At 64.8% G+C, this 19,075-nt stretch carries 15 protein-coding genes; 3 read left to right on the top strand and 12 right to left on the bottom strand.

Annotation, left to right across the window (positions count from 1 at the left end; all coding sequences use genetic code 11):
• Positions 1 to 84: 84 nt before the first annotated feature.
• Complete coding sequence (locus H290_RS0113045; RefSeq protein ID WP_020107253.1) at positions 85 to 996, top strand: Sir2 family NAD-dependent protein deacetylase; 912 nt, start codon at positions 85 to 87, stop codon at positions 994 to 996.
• Here H290_RS0113045 and proB read toward each other — a convergent pair.
• From proB to H290_RS0112990, 11 genes are all read right to left on the bottom strand, one after another.
• Entirely contained in the window at positions 969 to 2,075 is a 1,107-nt protein-coding gene (proB, locus tag H290_RS0113040; protein WP_020107252.1) for a glutamate 5-kinase, read from the bottom strand. The two genes, H290_RS0113045 and proB, sit on opposite strands and share 28 nt — an antisense overlap.
• Positions 2,072 to 3,538, bottom strand: coding sequence for a GTPase ObgE (gene obgE, locus H290_RS0113035; protein WP_028463136.1), 1,467 nt, complete (start codon positions 3,536 to 3,538; stop codon positions 2,072 to 2,074). The genes proB and obgE overlap by 4 nt, the downstream gene beginning before the upstream one ends.
• Before the next feature lie 103 nt (positions 3,539 to 3,641).
• Positions 3,642 to 3,905, bottom strand: coding sequence for a 50S ribosomal protein L27 (gene rpmA, locus H290_RS0113030; RefSeq protein ID WP_028463135.1), 264 nt, complete (start codon positions 3,903 to 3,905; stop codon positions 3,642 to 3,644).
• Between the two features lie 32 nt (positions 3,906 to 3,937).
• Complete coding sequence (rplU, locus tag H290_RS0113025) at positions 3,938 to 4,249, bottom strand: 50S ribosomal protein L21 (RefSeq protein ID WP_020107249.1); 312 nt, start codon at positions 4,247 to 4,249, stop codon at positions 3,938 to 3,940.
• A gap of 169 nt (positions 4,250 to 4,418) precedes the next feature.
• A complete protein-coding gene (locus H290_RS0113020) occupies positions 4,419 to 7,802 on the bottom strand; it encodes a translation initiation factor IF-2 N-terminal domain-containing protein (protein WP_020107248.1) in 3,384 nt (1,127 codons plus the stop codon).
• A gap of 342 nt (positions 7,803 to 8,144) precedes the next feature.
• Positions 8,145 to 8,558: a nucleoside-diphosphate kinase gene (gene ndk, locus H290_RS0113015; protein WP_028463133.1), complete on the bottom strand. Its 414-nt coding sequence runs from the start codon at positions 8,556 to 8,558 to the stop codon at positions 8,145 to 8,147.
• Positions 8,559 to 8,634: 76 nt separating this feature from the next.
• Positions 8,635 to 9,030: a hypothetical protein gene (locus tag H290_RS0113010; protein WP_020107246.1), complete on the bottom strand. Its 396-nt coding sequence runs from the start codon at positions 9,028 to 9,030 to the stop codon at positions 8,635 to 8,637.
• Between the two features lie 172 nt (positions 9,031 to 9,202).
• The gene (locus tag H290_RS0113005) at positions 9,203 to 9,634 is read right to left on the bottom strand and encodes a DUF4233 domain-containing protein (protein ID WP_020107245.1); all 432 of its coding nucleotides are present in this window, start codon (positions 9,632 to 9,634) and stop codon (positions 9,203 to 9,205) included.
• Positions 9,631 to 11,043, bottom strand: a complete 1,413-nt coding sequence (locus tag H290_RS0113000; RefSeq protein ID WP_020107244.1) for a folylpolyglutamate synthase/dihydrofolate synthase family protein — start codon at positions 11,041 to 11,043, stop codon at positions 9,631 to 9,633. Before H290_RS0113000 ends, H290_RS0113005 begins: the two co-directional genes overlap by 4 nt.
• Positions 11,040 to 13,715 carry a valine--tRNA ligase gene (locus H290_RS0112995; protein ID WP_020107243.1) on the bottom strand — a complete coding sequence of 892 codons (2,676 nt, stop codon included), beginning with the start codon at positions 13,713 to 13,715 and terminating at the stop codon, positions 11,040 to 11,042. The genes H290_RS0113000 and H290_RS0112995 overlap by 4 nt, the downstream gene beginning before the upstream one ends.
• Before the next feature lie 76 nt (positions 13,716 to 13,791).
• Entirely contained in the window at positions 13,792 to 14,397 is a 606-nt protein-coding gene (locus H290_RS0112990) for a molybdenum cofactor guanylyltransferase (protein ID WP_020107242.1), read from the bottom strand.
• A 112-nt stretch (positions 14,398 to 14,509) separates the two neighbouring features.
• Between H290_RS0112990 and H290_RS0112985 the strand changes: the two genes are divergently transcribed.
• Both H290_RS0112985 and fdhD read left to right on the top strand, forming a co-directional pair.
• On the top strand, positions 14,510 to 16,807 hold the full coding sequence (locus H290_RS0112985) for an FdhF/YdeP family oxidoreductase (protein ID WP_020107241.1): 2,298 nt from the start codon (positions 14,510 to 14,512) through the stop codon (positions 16,805 to 16,807).
• Complete coding sequence (gene fdhD, locus H290_RS0112980; RefSeq protein ID WP_020107240.1) at positions 16,807 to 17,628, top strand: formate dehydrogenase accessory sulfurtransferase FdhD; 822 nt, start codon at positions 16,807 to 16,809, stop codon at positions 17,626 to 17,628. Before H290_RS0112985 ends, fdhD begins: the two co-directional genes overlap by 1 nt.
• A gap of 13 nt (positions 17,629 to 17,641) precedes the next feature.
• Here fdhD and clpX read toward each other — a convergent pair whose 3' ends face one another.
• A complete protein-coding gene (gene clpX / locus H290_RS0112975; protein ID WP_020107239.1) occupies positions 17,642 to 18,919 on the bottom strand; it encodes an ATP-dependent Clp protease ATP-binding subunit ClpX in 1,278 nt (425 codons plus the stop codon).
• Positions 18,920 to 19,075 lie beyond the last annotated feature (156 nt).

Genomic DNA, 19,075 nt, shown 5'->3' with positions numbered 1-19,075 from the left:
CAAGAGAAACTCGGCACCCCACACCAGGGGTGCCGAGTTTTGCGGTCGGGCCGACATCTCGATTGCCCCGGTACCCTGGATGTCGTGCGAACCCGCCCGGTGCAGTGGGCACCTGCAGAGCCCACCGACCCCGACCCCGACCTCCCGCAGCGGATACAGCAGCTCCGCGAACAACTCGCAGGCAAACGCGCCCTCGTACTGACCGGCGCGGGCATGTCGACCGATTCGGGTATCCCCGACTACCGCAGTCCGGGCTCCCCCGCTCGCACGCCGATGACAATCGAGATGTTTCTCAGTTCCGCGCAGTTCCGCCGCCACTACTGGGCCCGCAACCACATCGGCTGGCGTCACATGGATGCCGCGTTACCCAACGCCGGCCATCGCGCCCTCGCCGATCTGGAGCGAGACGGCCGGATCAACGGAATCATCACCCAGAACGTGGACATGCTGCACCTCAAGGCCGGGAACCGGGCCGTGCTCGATCTCCATGGCAGCTACGGTCGTGTCCGGTGCCTGAGCTGCGCGCACGTGATGTCGCGCCATCGGCTCGCAGATCTCCTCGAGCCTCACAACGCCGGTTTCGTCACCCGGATCCGCGGCCGGGGTGCCATCGAGGTGGCGCCGGATGCCGATGTCGTGGTCGCGGACACCACCGACTTCACCATGGTCGACTGTCCGGCCTGCGGCGGAATCCTGAAACCCGACATCGTCTACTTCGGCGAAAGTGTGCCGAAAAGCGTTGTCGAGCAGGGTTTTGCGATGGTCGACGAGGCGGATGCACTGCTGGTGCTCGGATCGTCGCTGACCGTGATGAGTGGCCTGCGTTTCGTCCGGCGCGCCCGGCGCAACGGCACACCGATTTACATCGTCAACCGCGGTCACACCCGCGGCGACGAGATGGCAACTCTCAAGATCGACGGCTCGTGCTCACAGGTACTCGAACTGTTGCGCGGCGAGTCCGCAGACTTCTACAGCGCCACCAGATCATCGGCGTGAACCACCGGCCGGCGAAAGTCCGCCGGTAGATCCCCGGTTGATTTCCCGATCATCTGGGCCACTTCGCCGGCGTCATAGCCAACGACGCCCCGCGCGCGGGTCTGCCCCTTCTGATCGGCGAGATCAACCACGTCGCCGTTGTAGAAGCGACCTTTGGTTGCGACGATGCCCGCCGCCAGGAGCGAATGCCGCGCCCCGGCAACGGCCCGGATGGCTCCGTCGTCGAGAATCAGACGACCGGTGGCCTCCGCGGCATGCCGAACCCAGAACTTCCGTGCTGAAAGACGTTGGGGCCGTGGCGCAAACGCGGTACCCACCGAAGCATCGGTCAATGCCGCCGAGGCGTCCGCGGCCGCTGCGAGCAAGACCGGGAGACCGGCATCGGCGGCCAGCCGAGCGGCCGAGAGCTTGGAGGCCATCCCGCCGGTACCGAGTGCACCACCGCTACCGGCGATGACACCGTCGAGATCTTCGGGGCCACCGACCTCGGGGATCAACGTGGCATCACCCTTGCGCGGATCACCGTCATACAGTCCATCGACATCGGACAGGAGAACCAACGCATCGGCGCCGGCCAGATGTGCCACCAGGGCAGCCAGCCGGTCGTTGTCACCGAAACGGATCTCATTGGTTGCCACGGTGTCGTTTTCGTTGACGATCGCCACCGCGCCCAGCGAACGCAGCCGATCGAGTGTCCGCTGCGCGTTGGCGTGATGAGCACGCAGGGAGACGTCATGGGCGGTCAGCAGCACCTGCCCGACGGTTCGGTCATAGCGGGCGAACGACGTGTTCCAGGCATGCGCCAGAGCAAGCTGACCGACACTGGCCGCCGCCTGCTTGGTCGCGAGATCCTTCGGTCGGGCCTTGAGCCCGAGTGGCGCGATACCTGCACCGATGGCACCGGACGACACGACGATGACGTCCGAACCCGCACGCATCCGCGCTTCGATCGCATCGGCGAGGGCATCGAGCCGCCTGACGTCGAGGCCTGTGGTCAGCTCGGTGAGCGCCGACGAGCCGATCTTCACAACAATGCTGCGGGCACCAGTGATCTGTTGCCGGGTGGCACTGGTCGTCACGATTCGTCCGGATCCTCGAGTTCCACTTCGAGGCCGCGACGCAGGCGCCGGGCGATCTTACGATCGGACGCACCGACCCGGTCGGGACGATCGAGACGGATGTCAGATCCGCGACCACTCATCGGGAAGTCCTCTGCCACAGCAACTTGCGGCTCCCATTCGAACGAGACCTCGCCGATGGTGACCAGACATCCGGCCTCGGCACCCTGTTTCACCAGTTCGGCCTCGACACCGAGTCGACTGAGCCGGTCGGCGAGGTAGCCGACCGCCTCGTCGTTCCCGAACTGCGTCTGCTTGATCCAGCGCTCCGGACGCGTGCCGCGGACGATGAAGCCACCGGGCTCATCCGGGTCGGCGATCACGGAGAATCCGCTGTCGTCGGTGGCGATCGGACGGATCACCGGGCGACGGGCAACCGGCTTCGGATGATCGATCCGGTACTGCCGCACCTGGTCGGCAAGTGCGTACGTGAGTTCTTTGAGTCCCTTGTGAGTGACAGCCGAGATCATGAAAATCGGCCAGCCACGCTGTGCCAGTTCAGGTTTGATCAACTCGGCGAGTTCGGCGGCGTCGGGTACGTCGATCTTGTTGAGGATCACCACACGCGGCCGGCTCGCGAGATCGCCCAGACCGGTGTCGGACTTCAGAACCGGCTGATAGGCGGCCAGTTCGGCTTCGAGGACATCGATGTCGGTGATCGGGTCACGACCGGGCTCGAGAGTGGCGCAGTCGACGACGTGCGCCAACACCGCGCAACGCTCGATGTGGCGCAAGAAATCGAGGCCGAGTCCGCGACCTTCCGAAGCACCGGGGATCAGCCCGGGGACATCGGCGATGGTGAAGGTTTCCGACCCGCTGTTGACCACACCCAGGTTGGGGCGCAGCGTCGTGAAGGGATAGTCGGCGATCTTCGGCTTGGCCGCAGAGAGCACCGACACCAGCGACGATTTGCCGGCCGACGGGAAGCCGACCAGGCCGACGTCCGCAACGGACTTGAGTTCGAGGACAAGCTCGCGGATCTCGCCTTCTTCACCGAGCAGGGCGAAGCCGGGAGCCTTGCGCGCCTTGGACGCGAGGGAGGCGTTGCCGAGACCGCCACGGCCACCGGAGGCCGCCGCAAATGTGGTGCCCTCCCCAACGAGGTCGGCCAGGAGCCTGCCGTCGGGGTCGAGGACCATCGTGCCATCCGGCACCGGCAGCACCAGCGGTTCGCCCTTGGCGCCATCGCGGTTGGCGCCGGCACCGGGCCTGCCGTTGCCGGCCTTGGCATGCGGGTGGAAGTGGAAGTCGAGCAACGTGTGGACCTGCGAATCGACCACCAGGGTCACGTCACCGCCGTTGCCACCGTTGCCGCCGTCAGGGCCACCGAGGGGTTTGAACTTCTCGCGATGAACAGAGGAGCAGCCGTGGCCACCGTTGCCCGCGGTCGCGTGAATCGTCACGCGGTCAACAAATCTAGACATTTTTCACCTTGCGAGAGTTCGGAAATTTCTAAGGGGCGGACCGGATCGTGTGACCCTGCCCGCCCCTTAGGAGCTATAGCTTTGTGAAGCTGGCTGCGCCGGATCAGGCCTGCACAGGCTCCGGAACAATATTGACGGTCTTGCGGCCACGCTTGGCACCGAACTCGACCGCACCTGCAGAAAGAGCGAATAGAGTGTCGTCGCCGCCACGTCCGACGTTGATGCCGGGGTGGAAGTGCGTGCCGCGCTGGCGAACGATGATCTCGCCGGCGCTGACCTGCTGGCCACCGAAGCGCTTCACACCGAGTCGCTGGGCATTCGAATCGCGCCCGTTGCGCGAACTGGATGCACCCTTCTTATGTGCCATGACTGTTCTCCTGAAAAGTGTGTGGGCTTGTGTTACTTGATACCGGTGACCTTGAGAACCGTCAGCTTCTGACGGTGCCCCTGGCGCTTGTGGTAGCCGGTCTTGTTCTTGAACTTGTGGATCTTGATCTTCGGACCCTTGACGTGCTCGACGACCTCACCGGTCACCGAGATCTTCGCCAGCGCGTCTGCGTCCGTGGTCAGATCAGCACCGTTGACGACAAGCGTCACGGGCAGCGAGACGGATTCACCGAGCTTGCTGTCAATCTTCTCGACCTTTACCAGATCGCCTTCAGCGACCTTGTACTGCTTACCGCCGGTCTTGACGATCGCGTACGTTGCCATCGGAGAGCTACCTCTTACTGTCTGTCGTGGTTCGTTCGGGCTCTTGCCCGTTGCCGATCCGGCCGGGCGCCGCAATTCTCGCAGCGCTATCCGTCCGCCGAATGGCGACTGATCCAGGTTACGGGAGTGTGGTCGACCAGGTCAAACCAGCGCCCGTATCCCGCGTGTTTCACTCCTCGACCGGCGGTCCCGCCGGACGCCCGGCTGCCCGACGTCGCGGCTTGCGACGTACGGCGACGACCGGTTCTGTGGTCGCTCCCACCGGACCCGACGTGGTGACGGGTGCGGCCGGAGTCACCTCGACAACCACCGCAGGCTGCGATGGAGCCGAAGAAGCTGTTGGTTTCCGCCGTACCGCGCGCCGGCGCTTGGGCGGTGTCGGATGCCCGGTAGGTGCCTGTGCGGGCTCCGATGTGGAGACGTCCTCGGCCACGGCCGGGACGATCGTGACATCCGTCACCGACGGCTCATCGACCTTGTCCGCAGCGGCAACAACCGATTCGGGCTGTGGTTCTGGCTCGATCACCGGGGCCTGGCGCTGGGGTTCTGCAACCACGGCGACGTCTTCACGGACCGGTGATTCCACAGCAGCGGTCGACGGTGTCGTCGCTGCCGCCGAATCCGGTTCTGCGTCATGCTGTTCGGTGCCGTGGGCTTCGGCGTGGTGCGTTTCACCGTCGGAGTCCGTCGTGTGGCTCGCCATCGCCCGGAACATCGGATGCTCGGCCGGGCTGTGCGGCGCCGGCTTCGATTCGACGACCTGCGCGGCAGCCGGCTGATCGGTCTTGCCGCCCCGGCGATTCCGGCGCGGACGCTTCGAATCACTGCCGCCGCGGTTCGAGTCGTCGCCACCGGCGGAGATCTCAACCGGGTTGGCGTGCACCACGATCCCCCGGCCACTGCAGCAGGTACACGTGGTCGAGAACGCCTCGAGCAGTCCGGTACCGAGGCGCTTACGCGTCATCTGCACCAGTCCGAGTGAGGTCACCTCCGACACCTGATGGCGGGTGCGATCCCGTCCCAGGGCCTCGGTGAGCCTGCGCAGCACCAGATCCCGGTTGGATTCGAGGACCATGTCGATGAAGTCGACGATGATCATGCCGCCGATGTCGCGCAACCTCATCTGCCGCACGATTTCCTCGGCGGCTTCCAGGTTGTTGCGGGTGACGGTCTCTTCGAGGTTGCCGCCGGAGCCGGTGAACTTGCCGGTGTTGACGTCGACGACCGTCATGGCTTCGGTGTGCTCGATGATCAGCGTGCCACCCGACGGCAGCCAGACCTTGCGGTCCAGTGCCTTTGCCAGCTGCTCGTCGATCCGGTGCACATCGAAGACGTCGGGTGCGTCCGCATGCGCCTTGTCGAAGCGCTCGACGCGATCGAGAAGGTCGGGGGCGACGCCGCGGACATAGCTCTCGACCTGATCCCAGGCGCCGTTGCCTTCGACGATCAACTTCTTGAAGTCTTCGTTGAACAGGTCGCGGACAACCTTCACCAGCAGATCGGGCTCTTCGTACAGGGCCTGGGGCGCAGTCGATTTCGACTTGCCCGCCGCCGGTGTCGCCGCGCTGATGGTCTCCCACTGCTGCTGCAGACGTTCGATGTCGCGGGTGAGTTCTTCGGCAGCCACACCTTCGGACGCCGTACGGATGATCACGCCGGCGTCGTCGGGGACGATCTTGCCGAGGATCTGCTTCAGACGCTTGCGCTCGGTGTCGGGCAGCTTGCGGCTGATCCCGGTCGATCCGCCACCGGGCACATAGACCAGGTAACGACCGGCCAACGAGATCTGCGTGGTCAGGCGAGCACCCTTGTGCCCCACCGGATCCTTGCTGACCTGCACCAGAACCGGATCACCGGGCCGCAGTGCCTGCTCGATCTTTCGCGAACCACCGTCGAGTCCGGCTGCATCCCAGTTGACCTCACCGGCGTAGAGAACGCCGTTGCGGCCACGGCCGATGTCGACGAAGGCCGCCTCCATGCCGGGCAGAACGTTCTGCACCCGTCCGAGGTAGATGTTGCCGACCATCGACGAGGAGTTCGACGTGGTCACGAAGTGCTCCACCAGAACGCCGTCTTCGAGGACCGCGACCTGGGTGTAGTCGCGGGTTGCCTGCGGTGCATCGGAGGGCGAATTGTCGCCGTGTGCCTCGTGGGTCACGGTCGCGGCCACGCCGGAGCGTTCCCGGACAACCATCACCCGGTCGACCGATTCGCGGCGGGCCAGGAACTCGGACTCGCTCAGGATCGGCGGACGACGACGGCCCGCGTCACGTCCATCACGGCGACGCTGACGCTTCGCCTCGAGCCGTGTCGAACCGGAGATACCCTGCACCTCATCGCGGACCCGCGACTTGTTGCGGGGTTCACGCTCGTGCACAACCGTATTCGGCGGATCGTCCGTGGTGGTGGCGTCGTCACTCTCGCCGCCCTTACGACGGCGACGGCGACGGCGGCGACGGTTGGCCGAACCGGCCTCGTCACCGGACTCATCCGAATCATCGGCGTCGGCGTCGGCCGAACCCTTCGAGTCGCCGGCGGTGGTGTCTTCAGCGGCTTCGGCATCGTCGGTGGACGAGTCGGCCTTCTCACCGGTGACGTCACCGTCATCCGATGCATCGGAGGTCAAATCCGCGTCGGCGTCGGTCCTGGGCTTCTTCGACCGGCTGCGCTTGCGGCGGTTGTTGCTCTTGACCTCGGTCTTGTCTGTCTGCTCGTCGTCGGAGTCCGCGGTGCTGGACGCCTGGGTGTCCGATTCTTGGGCGTCCTGGCTGTCCGATTCCCGGGTGTCCGCATCAACAGAGGTGTCTTCGTCGGTCCCGTCCGCGGATGCGGCTTCACCGCGACCACGCCCACGTCCGCGGCGGCCACGACGACGGCGACGTGAACCACCATCACCGTCATCATCAGAGTCAGTATCGGTGTCGGAGTCGGAGTCGTCTGATTCCTGGTCTGCGTGCACCGGTGCCACGGGCTCCGCCGACAGGAACAGCGGAGATCCGGCATGTTCGGTCGAAGCAGGTCGCTCCACCGCGAGTGGGGCTTCTTCTTCGGCCGCAGAGAACAGATTGAACGTTTCGGCGGTCTTCTTGCGCCTGACCCGGGGAGCACGGACCGGGGCCTCGTCAGGAGAGGGTTCCACGTCGGTGGGTTCCACCGCCGTCGGCGCCTCGGCCTCTGGGGCTTCGGCTTCCGGTTCTGCAGCGACGGCTTCCGGTTCGGCGACCGGGATCTCTGGCTCGGCGGCCGGCGCCTGCTGATCAGCTGTCGGGGCGGGAGCCTCGGCGGTCTCAGCGGGCTCGGAAGGTTCGGCCGAAGCTTCCGAATCCGCCGGTTCGGCTTCAGCAGCGATCTTGTCGCGAACAGCGATGGCGGTACTGCGCACGATGCTCGACTGGGGGCTGCGAGCCGTGATTCCCATGTCGGCGAGGTGCGCGAGAACCTCGCGGCTGCTCAGCCCCAAAATTCTTGCGAGTGCATGCACTCGCATCTTGTGCGGAAACTCATGCGCCGAACCGCTGTGGTTCAGATCGTCCGGCGACTGTGTGTCGGCCACGTATTCTCCTCAAGCCCCCGGGCGCGGATAAACGCGGCCACGCGAGGGCTGTGCTATTTACCCGGACTCGGCCGGGATTGTAGGTCTCGCTTCGCCCGGTGGGTGCGGGAGGTTCCCCGCATCCGCCGGCGATGCCTGGCGTGATGATTGACTAACTCGAGCGCCGCGATGTCCACACCACGTCGCATGAATATCCATGCGACCTGGGGACCGAGCACTCGATCTGATCATCTGGTCGTCGGCGCCCGTCGGGCTCGACAACCTTTGCCAGTATCCCACACAACACATCAGGCGCGGCCAAGTCCTCCTACTTCGGCGAAAAGTCGGAGGACGGCCATGCAATCACCCGAGGTCAGGGAACCAGAGTGCGATCTCACGCTCGGCGGAATCGGGTGAGTCCGACCCGTGGACGAGGTTGAACTGGGTACTGAGTGCGAAGTCACCGCGAATTGTTCCGGGGACGGCCTTCTCGACGGGGTCCGTGCCGCCGGCGATCTGCCGGAAAGCGGCAATCGCCCGGGGGCCCTCGAGCACTGCGGCCACCAACGGCCCCGAGGTGATGAATTCGAGCAGAGAGGGGTAGAAGGGCTTGCCCTCGTGTTCGGCGTAGTGACCCGCAGCGACCTCGTCGCTGACGGTCTTGAGTTCCATCGCCACCAGCGACAGGCCTTTACGTTCGATTCGGCCGATGATGTCGCCAACGAGTTGGCGGCTCACACCGTCGGGCTTGATCAATACCAGAGTTCGTTCAGTCACCGGGCAAGCCTAACGTGCGCCATCTGCCGGACTCGCCGCACGCCGGACCAATGTCATCGCAACCCGGGCGCAGCAACTAGGGCTGGCAGTACTTGCCTTCGACCGCGAAGAATCCGTAACTGAAGGCCCCACCACCGACGGGCGCCGGATCGATCACGACCTGTACGCAGCCGCCCGGCGATGCAAGCGCCTCGTCGACGGCGATGTCGAATCTGGCCGCCATCGCCAGGTTCGCGAGCTTGTACTCCTCGGGCACCGGGATCGACGCGATGAACTCGGGTAACTGCAAATCCGCGGCGCGTTCTGTGATCGTGTGTGTGGCGAGGTACCCGAACTGGCTGTCGCCGACGGGCATCGGCGAGAGCGCCTCCGCCGAAGCCGCCCCAGCTCCCATCACCAGGCCTGCGGCCATGCAGGCACCGCCGCCGAGAGCGGCGACTGCGGCGGGAACAGACTTCGGGGTACGCAACATAAACAGCACAGACCTTTCGATCACGGGAAGTGACGTTCGACGGAAGAGACGGCGGACGACGGAGACGTAAGGCATCTTGTCAGCGTCGCCCGCACGACAACACCCCAAATGTCCGGATTTCAGGTCACGTTCCGGCAACAACCCCGCCCCGGCGTCAGCCCGGGATCGGGTGTCAGTCCTCGATCGGTTCCTGCCCGTTCAGAAGTCCGCGTTCCATCCGGAGCCGGACATCTCGTTTGATGTATGCGATGTACAACCAGACGATCCCGAATACGACACCCACGACACCGATCGACCAATGAATCGCCCAGCCCGCGATCGCCACGACCTGCAGCGCAAGGTCGTAGGGCAACGCCCAGCTGCGGCCCTGCAGGCCGGAACCGAGGATCATGGCCAGCATCAGCCCGCCGAGGTAGATGCCCGACCACGGTGTCAGTCCCCCACCGACTCGCCACACGATCGGGAACGCCAGGCCGATGACGATCGCTTCGAGAATCAAGGTACCGGCCATCACACCCCGGAATCCCCGCCATGGATCGACCGCAGGTGGGGTGAACCGCTGCGGGGTCGAACCCTGGGCGCCGGTGGCGTCGTCCCCACTCATGCCGGATCCTTACCGAACAGTGTGCGAGCGGCACCCGCGGTCACCACCGAACCGGTGATCACCACACCTGTCCCGGACATCGTGCCGTTATCGTCCAGGCTTTCCTCGGCTAGTTCGATGGCGGCCTCGACCGCATCAGGCAGGAAACCGTGGACCTGAACCCGGTCTTCACCGAAGATCGAGATCGCGACCTCGGCGAGGAGCTCTGGATCCATCGCCCGCGGAGAACCGTTGTGGGTCAAGACGATGACGTCGAAGATCGGCTCGAACGCGGTCAGCAGACCGGCGACGTCCTTGTCGGCCATCGCGCTGACGACACCGATGAGGCGCCGGAAGTCGAACTCGTCGGTGAGTGCTGTCGCCAGTGCTGCGGCTCCGTGCGGATTGTGCGCGGCGTCGAGGAAGACTGTGGGCGCCGAGCGCACACGTTCCAGACGCCCCGGACTCGTGACAGCGGCAAACCCGGCGCGAACGGCCTCGACATCGAGTTGCCGGTCGGCACCGGCACCGAAGAACGCCTCGACCGCAGCCAGCGCCAAAACCGCATTCGACGCCTGGTGTGCGCCGTGGAGCGGCAGGAACACCTCGGGGTATTCGCCGCCGAGGCCCTGCAACGTCAGCAATTGCCCGCCGACGGCTGTCCTGCGTTCGAGCACCGCGAACTCAGAACCCTCGCGCGCGACAAACGAATCCGCCTCCACCGCAGCCCGCAGCAGCACATCGGCGACCTCGGGTGTTTGCACCGCCAGGATCGTCACCGGGTCGGTGGGGACCAACGAATCCGGTGCCTTCTTGATGATCCCGGCCTTCTCCCCCGCGATCTCGGCGAGTGTGTCGCCGAGAAAGTCGCTGTGGTCCAACGCAATCGGCGTGATGACCGTGACGGTGGAATCGATGACATTTGTCGCGTCCCATCGCCCGCCCATCCCGGTCTCCACCACGGCGACCTCGACCGGGGCCTCGGCGAAGGCGGTGTACGCCATCGCCGTCAGCACCTCGAATTTGCTCATCCGGGGTCCGTCGGCGGCGATCGAACGGTCGTCGATCATGTCGATGTACGGCTCGAGTTCGCGGTAGGTGTCGACGTACGTCCGCGGCGAGATCGGTACCCCGTCGATCGAGATCCGCTCGGTCGCCAGCTGCAGATGCGGGCTGGTGATCCGGCCGGTGCGACGATGCAGCGCGGTCAGCAGCGCATCGATGATCCGCGACACCGACGTCTTGCCGTTGGTCCCGGCGACGTGGATCGACGGATAGCCCTTCTGGGGCGAGCCCAGCAGATCCATCAGCGCCGAGATCCGGGCCAAGGACGGATCGATCTTGGTTTCCGGCCAGCGGGTGTCCAGCAGCGCCTCGACCTCGGCCAGTTCTGCGAGGTCATCGGCGTTCGGGAGGTGCGGTTCGGTCACGATCCGGAGCCCAGCGCCTCGATCTTCGCGGAGATCCTGACAACTTCGTCGCGGGCGAATTGCTGTCGCCCACGAATCTTGTCGACCACCGCATCCGGCGCCTTAGACAGGAACTGCTCGTTGCCCAGTTTCTTGGTGGTCGTGTCGAGTTCCTTCTCTGCGACACCGAGATCCTTTGCCAGACGCCGCTTTTCGGCCTCGACATCGATGGAACCCGAGGTGTCGATCCGCACGGTGACCGTGGTCGCGCGCAGGCGCACCTCGATGGTTGCGGTCGCCGAGAAGTCGTCCTCGGCCGGGGTCAGCTTGGCCAGCGAGTCGATGTAGTCGCGCTGGCCGCCCAGATCCGCCTCGTCGAGACCGATCAGTTCGGCAGCCACCTTCTGCGAGGGCTTGAGGCCCTGGTCGCTGCGGAAACGGCGGATATCGGTGATCAGCTTCTGGGTGTCCTCGACCCGGTCGGCCGCCACGGTGTCCGTCGCGACACCCGAGGAGGTCGGCCACTGCGAGATCACCACGGATTCGCCACCGGTGAGCGTCTTCCACAGCACCTCGGTGACAAACGGCATCACCGGATGCAGCATCCGCAGCAGGGCGTCGAGGACGGTGCCGAGCACGACTTTGGTTGCCGCCGAACGGGCTTCGTCGCCACGCGCGAACTGCACCTTGGCCAGTTCGAGGTACCAGTCACAGAACTCGTCCCACGCAAAGTGGTACAGCGCCTCGCAGGCCTTGGAGAACTCGTAGGCCTCGAATCCGGCATCGACGTCAAGGCGGACCTGTTCGAGCCGGTCCAGGATCCAGCGATCGGTGTCGGTGAGGTCTTCGCGCGCCGGCAGTTCACCGACGGCCGCACCGTTCATCAGCGCAAACTTGGTGGCGTTGAACAGCTTCGTGGCGAAGTTCCGGGACGACTGCGCGTGATCGTCGCCCACCGACAGGTCACCACCGGGGTTGGCCCCACGGGCCAGCGTGAAGCGGAGCGCATCGGCACCGTACTGCGCGACCCAATCGAGCGGGTCGATGCCGTTGCCCTTCGACTTCGACATCTTGCTGCCGAACTCGTCACGGACAAGACCGTGCAGGAACACGTTGCGGAACGGGACCGGCGTGTTGTTGCCGGTCTGTGCGCCCAACGCGTCGGCGACGTAGGTGCCGAACATCATCATCCGGGCCACCCAGAAGAAGAGGATGTCGTAGCCGGTCACCAGCACGGAGGTGGGATAGAACTTCTTCAGTTCGTCGCCGACCTGCGGCCAGCCCATCGTCGAGAACGGCCACAGGCCGGACGAGAACCAGGTGTCGAGCACATCGTTGTCCTGGACGTAACCGGCCGGCGGCTCGTCGTCCGGACCGACGCAGACCATGTCGCCGTCCGGTCCGTACCAGACCGGGATGCGGTGGCCCCACCACAACTGGCGAGAAATACACCAGTCGTGCATGTCGTCGACCCAGGCGAACCAGCGGGGCTCCAGGGACTTCGGATGGATCACGGTCTCGCCGCTGCGCACCGCATCACCGGCGGACTTGGCCAGCGTCTCGACATTGACCCACCACTGCATGCTCAGCCGCGGCTCGATCGGCTCCCCGCTTCGCTCGGAATGACCGACGCTGTGCAGGTAGGGGCGCACCTCTTTCACGATGCGACCCTGTGCGGCGAGCACCTCCCTGATCTTCGCGCGCGCCTCGTAGCGGTCGAGACCGTCGAACTCGGTGCCGGTCCCGGCAACGTGGGCCGATTCGTCCAGCATCACCGGCATCGGAAGGTTGTGGCGGGACCCCAGAGCGAAGTCGTTGGGGTCGTGGGCAGGCGTGATCTTCACTGCGCCACTGCCGAATTCGGGATCAACGTAGTCGTCGGCGATCACCGGGATCTTGCGGTCGACGAAGGGGTGATCGAGTTCGGTTCCGACGAGGTGCCGGTACCGGTCGTCGTCGGGGTGCACCGCGATGGCGGTGTCACCGAGCATCGTCTCCAGACGAGTGGTGGCGACCACGATGTGGGGTTCGTTGTCGTCGAGCGAGCCGTAGCGGAAGCTCACCAGCTCACCCTCGACATCGGAGTACTTGACCTCGATGTCGGAGATCGCGGTCTTCAGGACCGGCGACCAGTTCACCAGCCGTTCGGCGCGGTAGATGAGGCCGTCGTCGTACATCTGCTTGAAGACGGTCTGCACCGCCTTCGACAGACCCTCGTCCATCGTGAAGCGTTCCCGCGACCAGTCCACGCCGTCGCCGAGGCTGCGCATCTGCGTGCCGATGGTGCCGCCGGACTCCGCCTTCCACGCCCAGACGCGGTTGATGAACTCATCGCGGCCGAGGTCGTCCTTGTTCTCGCCGTTCGCCGTGAGCTGACGCTCGACCATGCTCTGGGTCGCGATGCCCGCGTGGTCCATTCCGGGAAGCCACAGCACCTCGTAACCCTGCATCCGGCGGCGCCGGCAGAGGGCGTCCATCAACACGTGGTCGAGGGCGTGGCCCATGTGCAGCGACCCCGTCACGTTCGGCGGGGGCAGCACGATCGAGAACGGCGGTTTGTCGCTGCTCGGGTCCGCAGTGAAGTATCCCGCGTCAACCCAGCCCTGATAGAGCTCGTCCTCGTGAGCACCCGGATCCCAGGCCTTGGGCAGGGCGGTGGAACTGGTGTCGGGATGCGCGGTCGATTCGGTCACCGGCCAATTCTAGGCAGTCGCCCGGCGAGCTACGAAGCCGCACGTCGGGTATAGGAACTCCGACGCCGATCCGGGCTCAGTGAACCCGGAGCCGATGCAGGTCTTCGGGCGCGTTCACATTGGTCAACCAGGACGGATCGCTGAGCGTCACGCGGTTGGTACGCAGCGCGTCGACTGCGGCGAGCATCCGGCGTTCCCCGGTCTGGACCAGGTCGGCAAGCGTGCCTGCCGCCCGCGTGCGATAGACGCCGGCCAATGGATGTGCCCGCTGCGTATCCACCGCGATCGCGGCGTCATCGGCATCCGACAGCCCCCGGAGCAACTCGTCGATCATCTCCACCGAGACCAGCGGCATGTCGGTGGCACACACGAACACCACGTCGCGTCCGGCTTCGGCCGCCGCAGCCAGCCCACGTGCCAAACCGGCGAGCGGTCCGGCACCCGGCTTCTCGTCGGTGACCCAACGAATCTGCTCGGTGCCGGGATGTTCTTCGCTGAGCCCCAGATAGGCCGGCGACTTGGCGGGGGCAACCACCAGGACGGGATCGCACCGCTCAGACACAACCCTGGTGATCCGGACGAGCATCGACTCGCCATTCCAGGCCAATGCCGCCTTGTCGCTGCCCATCCGTTTGGATGCCCCGCCTGCCAAGACCAGTGCGCCCACTCGTGAAGTCTCCATGGGGACAGTTAACGCGAGCCGGGTCGCCCTGTGGGCCGATTCGCAACAGGTCGTGTGGAGCAAATCTCCGTGCCCGGTGGGTGAGTCATCGTAAACAGGGAAAGATGGACACATGGACACCGAATCGATCCCGGAGCCCGCGCGCCGAGAAGTCGACCAGCACCCGCCCAAGCAGTGGGCTGTGGGTGTCACCGCGGTCGCCGTGGCTCTGGGTCGCTCGGTGAAACAGATGGGTGCATTGCGCACCGCTCAGACGCTCGTGGCCCTCAATCAGCAGGAGGGCTTCGACTGCCCCGGTTGCGCGTGGCCGGAAACACCCGGCCACCGCAAGCACGCCGAGTTCTGCGAGAACGGCGCGAAGGCAGTTGCCGAAGAAGCGACCAAACGAACGATCGGCCCGGATTTCTTTGCCGCGCACAGCGTTTCCGACCTCCGCGCACGCTCTGAATACTGGATGAGCCAGCAGGGCCGGATCACCCATCCGATGGTGCTGGCCGCCGGAGACGACCACTATCGCCCCATCGAATGGGATCAGGCCTTTGCCCTGATCGCCGAGGAACTCAAAGCTCTCGAGAGCCCGGATCAGGCAGCGTTCTACACCTCCGGTCGCACCAGCAACGAGGCCGCATTCCTCTACCAGCTGTTTGCCCGATCGCTCGGCACCAACAACCTTCCCGACTGCTCCAACATGTGCCACGAGTCCTCGGGCAGCGCGCTGATCGAGGCGATCGGCATCGGCAAGGGTTCGGTGTCCGTCCCTGACATCGAGGCCGCGGACCTGATCATCATCGCCGGACAGAACCCCGGCACCAACCATCCGCGGATGCTGTCGGTCCTGGAAAAGGCAAAAGAACACGGTGCCACCATCATCGCGGTGAATCCGCTCCCCGAAGCCGGTCTGCTGCGATTCAAGGACCCGCAGAAGGTCAGCGGCGTCATCGGCAAGGGCACAGCATTGGCCGACGAGTTCCTCCAGATCCGCATCGGCGGCGACATGGCGCTGTTCCGGGGTCTGGGGAAATTACTTCTCGACGCCGAGAAGAAGGCTCCAGGAACAGTTTTCGACCACGCCTTCATCAACGAACACTGTCTCGGTGTCGACGACTATCTCGCTGAACTCGAGAAGGTCGACCTCGACGAGATCGTCACAGCCACCGGGTTGAGCGAGCACACGATCCGCGCGACCGCGGACCGGATGATCGCCTCGCATCGGACCATCATCTGCTGGGCGATGGGCCTGACACAGCAGGCTCACGGCGTCGCGACCATCGAGGAACTCACCAATCTCCTGTTGCTGCGCGGCATGATCGGCAAGCCCGGTGCCGGAGTGTGCCCCGTGCGTGGACATTCCAACGTGCAGGGCGACCGCACCATGGGTGTCTGGGAGAAGATGCCCGATGCGTTCCTCGATGCCCTCGACCGCGAGTTCACGATCACCTCACCCCGGAAACACGGTCTCGACACCGTCGACACCATCCGCGCGATGGCCGCCGGCGACATCAAGGTATTCATGGCCATGGGCGGCAATTTTGTGTCCGCCACCCCCGACACCCACGCCACGGCGGCCGCGATGGGGAACTGCCGTCTCACCGTGCAGGTGAGCACCAAGCTGAACGCCTCACATCTGCGGCCCGGCACCACCGCACTCATCCTGCCCACACTCGGCCGCACCGACAAAGATGTGCGCGACGGACGCAAACAGGCTGTCACCGTGGAGGATTCGATGTCGGTGGTGCATCTGTCACGCGGATCGCTGCCGCCGTCGAGCGCTCAGCTCCGCAGTGAGGTCTCGATCATCTGCGACCTCGCGCAGGCGACTCTCGGGGCCGATCACCCGGTCCCCTGGGGCCCGATGTCCGACGACTACGACACGATCCGCGACCACATCTCACGCGTGGTCCCCGGTTTTGCGGGCTTCAACGACAAAGTCCGTCATCCCGACGGGTTTGTGCTGCCCCATCCGCCGCGCGACACCCGCTCATTCCCCACCCGGACCGGCAAGGCAAATCTGGCCACGAACCCCTTGCAGTGGCTTCGGGTCCCCGAGGGACGCCTCATCCTGCAGACCATGCGCAGCCACGACCAGTACAACACCACGATCTACGGTCACGACGACCGTTACCGCGGGATCAAGGGCGACCGGCGAGTGGTGTTGATGAACCCGGCGGACATCACCGATCTCGGATTCACCGAAGGCCAGAGTGTCGATCTGGTCTCCGAGTTCGCGGGCACCGGCGGTATCGAAGAACGCCGCGTCGAAGGATTCCGGATCGTCGGGTATCCCACTCCCCGCGGCAATGCGGCGGCGTACTACCCCGAAACCAATCCACTGGTCCCCCTCGAACATGTTGCGGCCAAATCGAATACGCCGGTATCGAAGGCCATCACCATCCGGCTGGAGCGCTGCTGATGGGGCGGGCAAGCGCACGGACGCGCGTTCGGCGCATACGCCCGGGCGGTACCGATTCCCGCGCCGACACGCTGGCCGTCGAGGAGCCACTGGAGATCCGGGTTGCCGGCGAATCACTGTCGGTCACGATGCGAACGCCCGGCGCAGACATCGATTTCACCCACGGTTTCTTGTTGACCGAAGGCATCATCGACAAAGCCGACGACATCGCCGTCATCCGCTATTGCAACGGTGTCGACGACGAGGGCCGCAACACCTACAACCTCCTCGATGTGACGTTGCGCAACGATCGCCGGGTGCCGGAGACCGCCACCCGCAACTTCTTCACCACGTCGTCGTGCGGTGTGTGCGGGAAGGCGTCACTCGACGCGGTACGACTCGCCTCGAATCATCGCCCGGCCGACGACCACTGCACCGTCGACGTCGAGACCCTCGCCCGATTACCTGATCGACTTCGCGAGTCCCAGAAGATATTCAGCTCCACCGGAGGGGTTCACGGGGCCGCGCTCTTCACCACCGAGGGCACATTGCTCGTGGCGAGAGAAGATGTCGGACGACACAACGCGGTCGACAAGGTGATCGGCTGGGCGGTGCAACAAAACACCCTGCCGTTGCGCAACACCATTTTGATGTTGTCCGGCAGGGTGTCGTTCGAGCTGGTGCAGAAGGCCGTGATGGCTGGCATCCCGATTGTTGCCGCCGTGTCGGCACCGTCGTCGCTGGCTGTGGACCTCGGCGCCGAGCAAGATGTCGCCATCGTCGGTTTCTTGCGCGGCGAATCGATGAACGTGTACTGCGCCGGTCACCGCATCGTCGAGTGACCGGGCGCAGTGGTTACGCGCTCTTCTCGCGCCGTTCGTCGCGACGCGGCTTGCGCGGGACGATGGTCGGAAGTACGTTGTCGCGCACCGTTTCTCCGGTGACAACAACCTTGGCGACGTCGTCGCGGCTGGGGATGTCGTACATCACCGGCTGCAAGACTTCTTCCATGATCGCGCGCAGTCCGCGAGCACCGGTTCCACGATGGATGGCCTGATCGGCGATCGCCTCGAGGGCGTCGTCGTCGAATTCGAGTTCCACACCGTCCATGTCGAATAGCCGTGCGTACTGCTTGACCAGAGCGTTCTTCGGCTCCGAGAGGATGTTGATCAGTGACGGCTTGTCGAGCTTGGTCACCGATGCGATCACCGGGAGACGCCCGATGAACTCGGGGATCAGACCGAACTTGATCAGGTCTTCGGGCATGACCTCGGCGAAGTGGTCGCTGCTGTCGTCGTCGTTCTTGGCCACCTCGGTGCCGAATCCGATGCCACGCTTGCCAATTCGATCGGAGACGATCTTGTCGAGTCCGGCGAAGGCACCCGCGACGATGAAGAGCACGTTGGTGGTGTCGATCTGGATGAACTCTTGATGCGGATGCTTACGGCCACCCTGCGGCGGCACCGATGCCTGGGTGCCCTCGAGGATCTTGAGGAGAGCCTGCTGCACACCTTCGCCCGAGACGTCGCGGGTGATCGACGGGTTCTCGCTCTTTCGGGCGATCTTGTCGACCTCATCGATGTAGATGATGCCGGTCTCGGCACGCTTGACGTCGTAGTCGGCGGCCTGGATCAGCTTCAGCAGGATGTTCTCGACATCCTCGCCCACGTAACCGGCCTCGGTGAGAGCCGTGGCATCGGCGATGGCAAACGGGACATTGAGCATCTTGGCGAGGGTCTGGGCCAGGTAGGTCTTGCCGCAACCGGTGGGGCCGAGCATCAGGATGTTCGACTTGGCGAGCTCGACGGGCTCTGCACCTCGCGAGTCCTTGCGGTCGCCCGCCTGAATGCGCTTGTAGTGGTTGTAGACCGCCACTGCCAGAGTCCGCTTCGCGGTGTCCTGTCCGATGACGTAGTTCTCCAGGAAGTCCCGGATCTCGGCCGGCTTGGGGAGTTCATCGAGTTTGACGTCACTGGTCTCGGCCAGCTCCTCTTCGATGATCTCGTTGCACAGGTCGATGCACTCATCGCAGATGTACACACCGGGTCCAGCGATCAGCTTCTTGACCTGCTTCTGGCTCTTTCCGCAGAAAGAACACTTCAGAAGATCGCCACCATCTCCGATACGTGCCATCTGTTGCTTTCCCTACTTCCCTTGCCTGACGCCCCAACGACGATGAAGTTCGGCGGTCCGCCCCAGCTCACGCGGAGCACAGTACCCACGACCGTACCCGTAGGTGGGCGGAACTTCGACCGATAAAGCGAAATGTCGCGGGCCTATTTCAGGCCC

It is taken from the genome of Nocardia sp. 348MFTsu5.1, assembly GCF_000383535.1.
Lineage (GTDB): Bacteria > Actinomycetota > Actinomycetes > Mycobacteriales > Mycobacteriaceae > Williamsia > Williamsia faeni.
This window is presented reverse-complemented; position numbering and strand designations above follow the sequence as displayed.

What these genes read in the sequence shown, in the direction of transcription:
- H290_RS0112990 (WP_020107242.1), bottom strand. Translation starts at nt 14,397, where the DNA reads ATGGAGACTTCACGAGTGGGCGCACTGGTCTTGGCAGGCGGGGCATCC.
- clpX (WP_020107239.1), bottom strand. Translation starts at nt 18,919, where the DNA reads ATGGCACGTATCGGAGATGGTGGCGATCTTCTGAAGTGTTCTTTCTGC.
- H290_RS0112985 (WP_020107241.1), top strand. Translation starts at nt 14,510, where the DNA reads ATGGACACCGAATCGATCCCGGAGCCCGCGCGCCGAGAAGTCGACCAG.
- rpmA (WP_028463135.1), bottom strand. Translation starts at nt 3,905, where the DNA reads ATGGCACATAAGAAGGGTGCATCCAGTTCGCGCAACGGGCGCGATTCG.
- H290_RS0113005 (WP_020107245.1), bottom strand. Translation starts at nt 9,634, where the DNA reads ATGAGTGGGGACGACGCCACCGGCGCCCAGGGTTCGACCCCGCAGCGG.
- H290_RS0113010 (WP_020107246.1), bottom strand. Translation starts at nt 9,030, where the DNA reads ATGTTGCGTACCCCGAAGTCTGTTCCCGCCGCAGTCGCCGCTCTCGGC.
- rplU (WP_020107249.1), bottom strand. Translation starts at nt 4,249, where the DNA reads ATGGCAACGTACGCGATCGTCAAGACCGGCGGTAAGCAGTACAAGGTC.
- obgE (WP_028463136.1), bottom strand. Translation starts at nt 3,538, where the DNA reads ATGTCTAGATTTGTTGACCGCGTGACGATTCACGCGACCGCGGGCAAC.
- fdhD (WP_020107240.1), top strand. Translation starts at nt 16,807, where the DNA reads ATGGGGCGGGCAAGCGCACGGACGCGCGTTCGGCGCATACGCCCGGGC.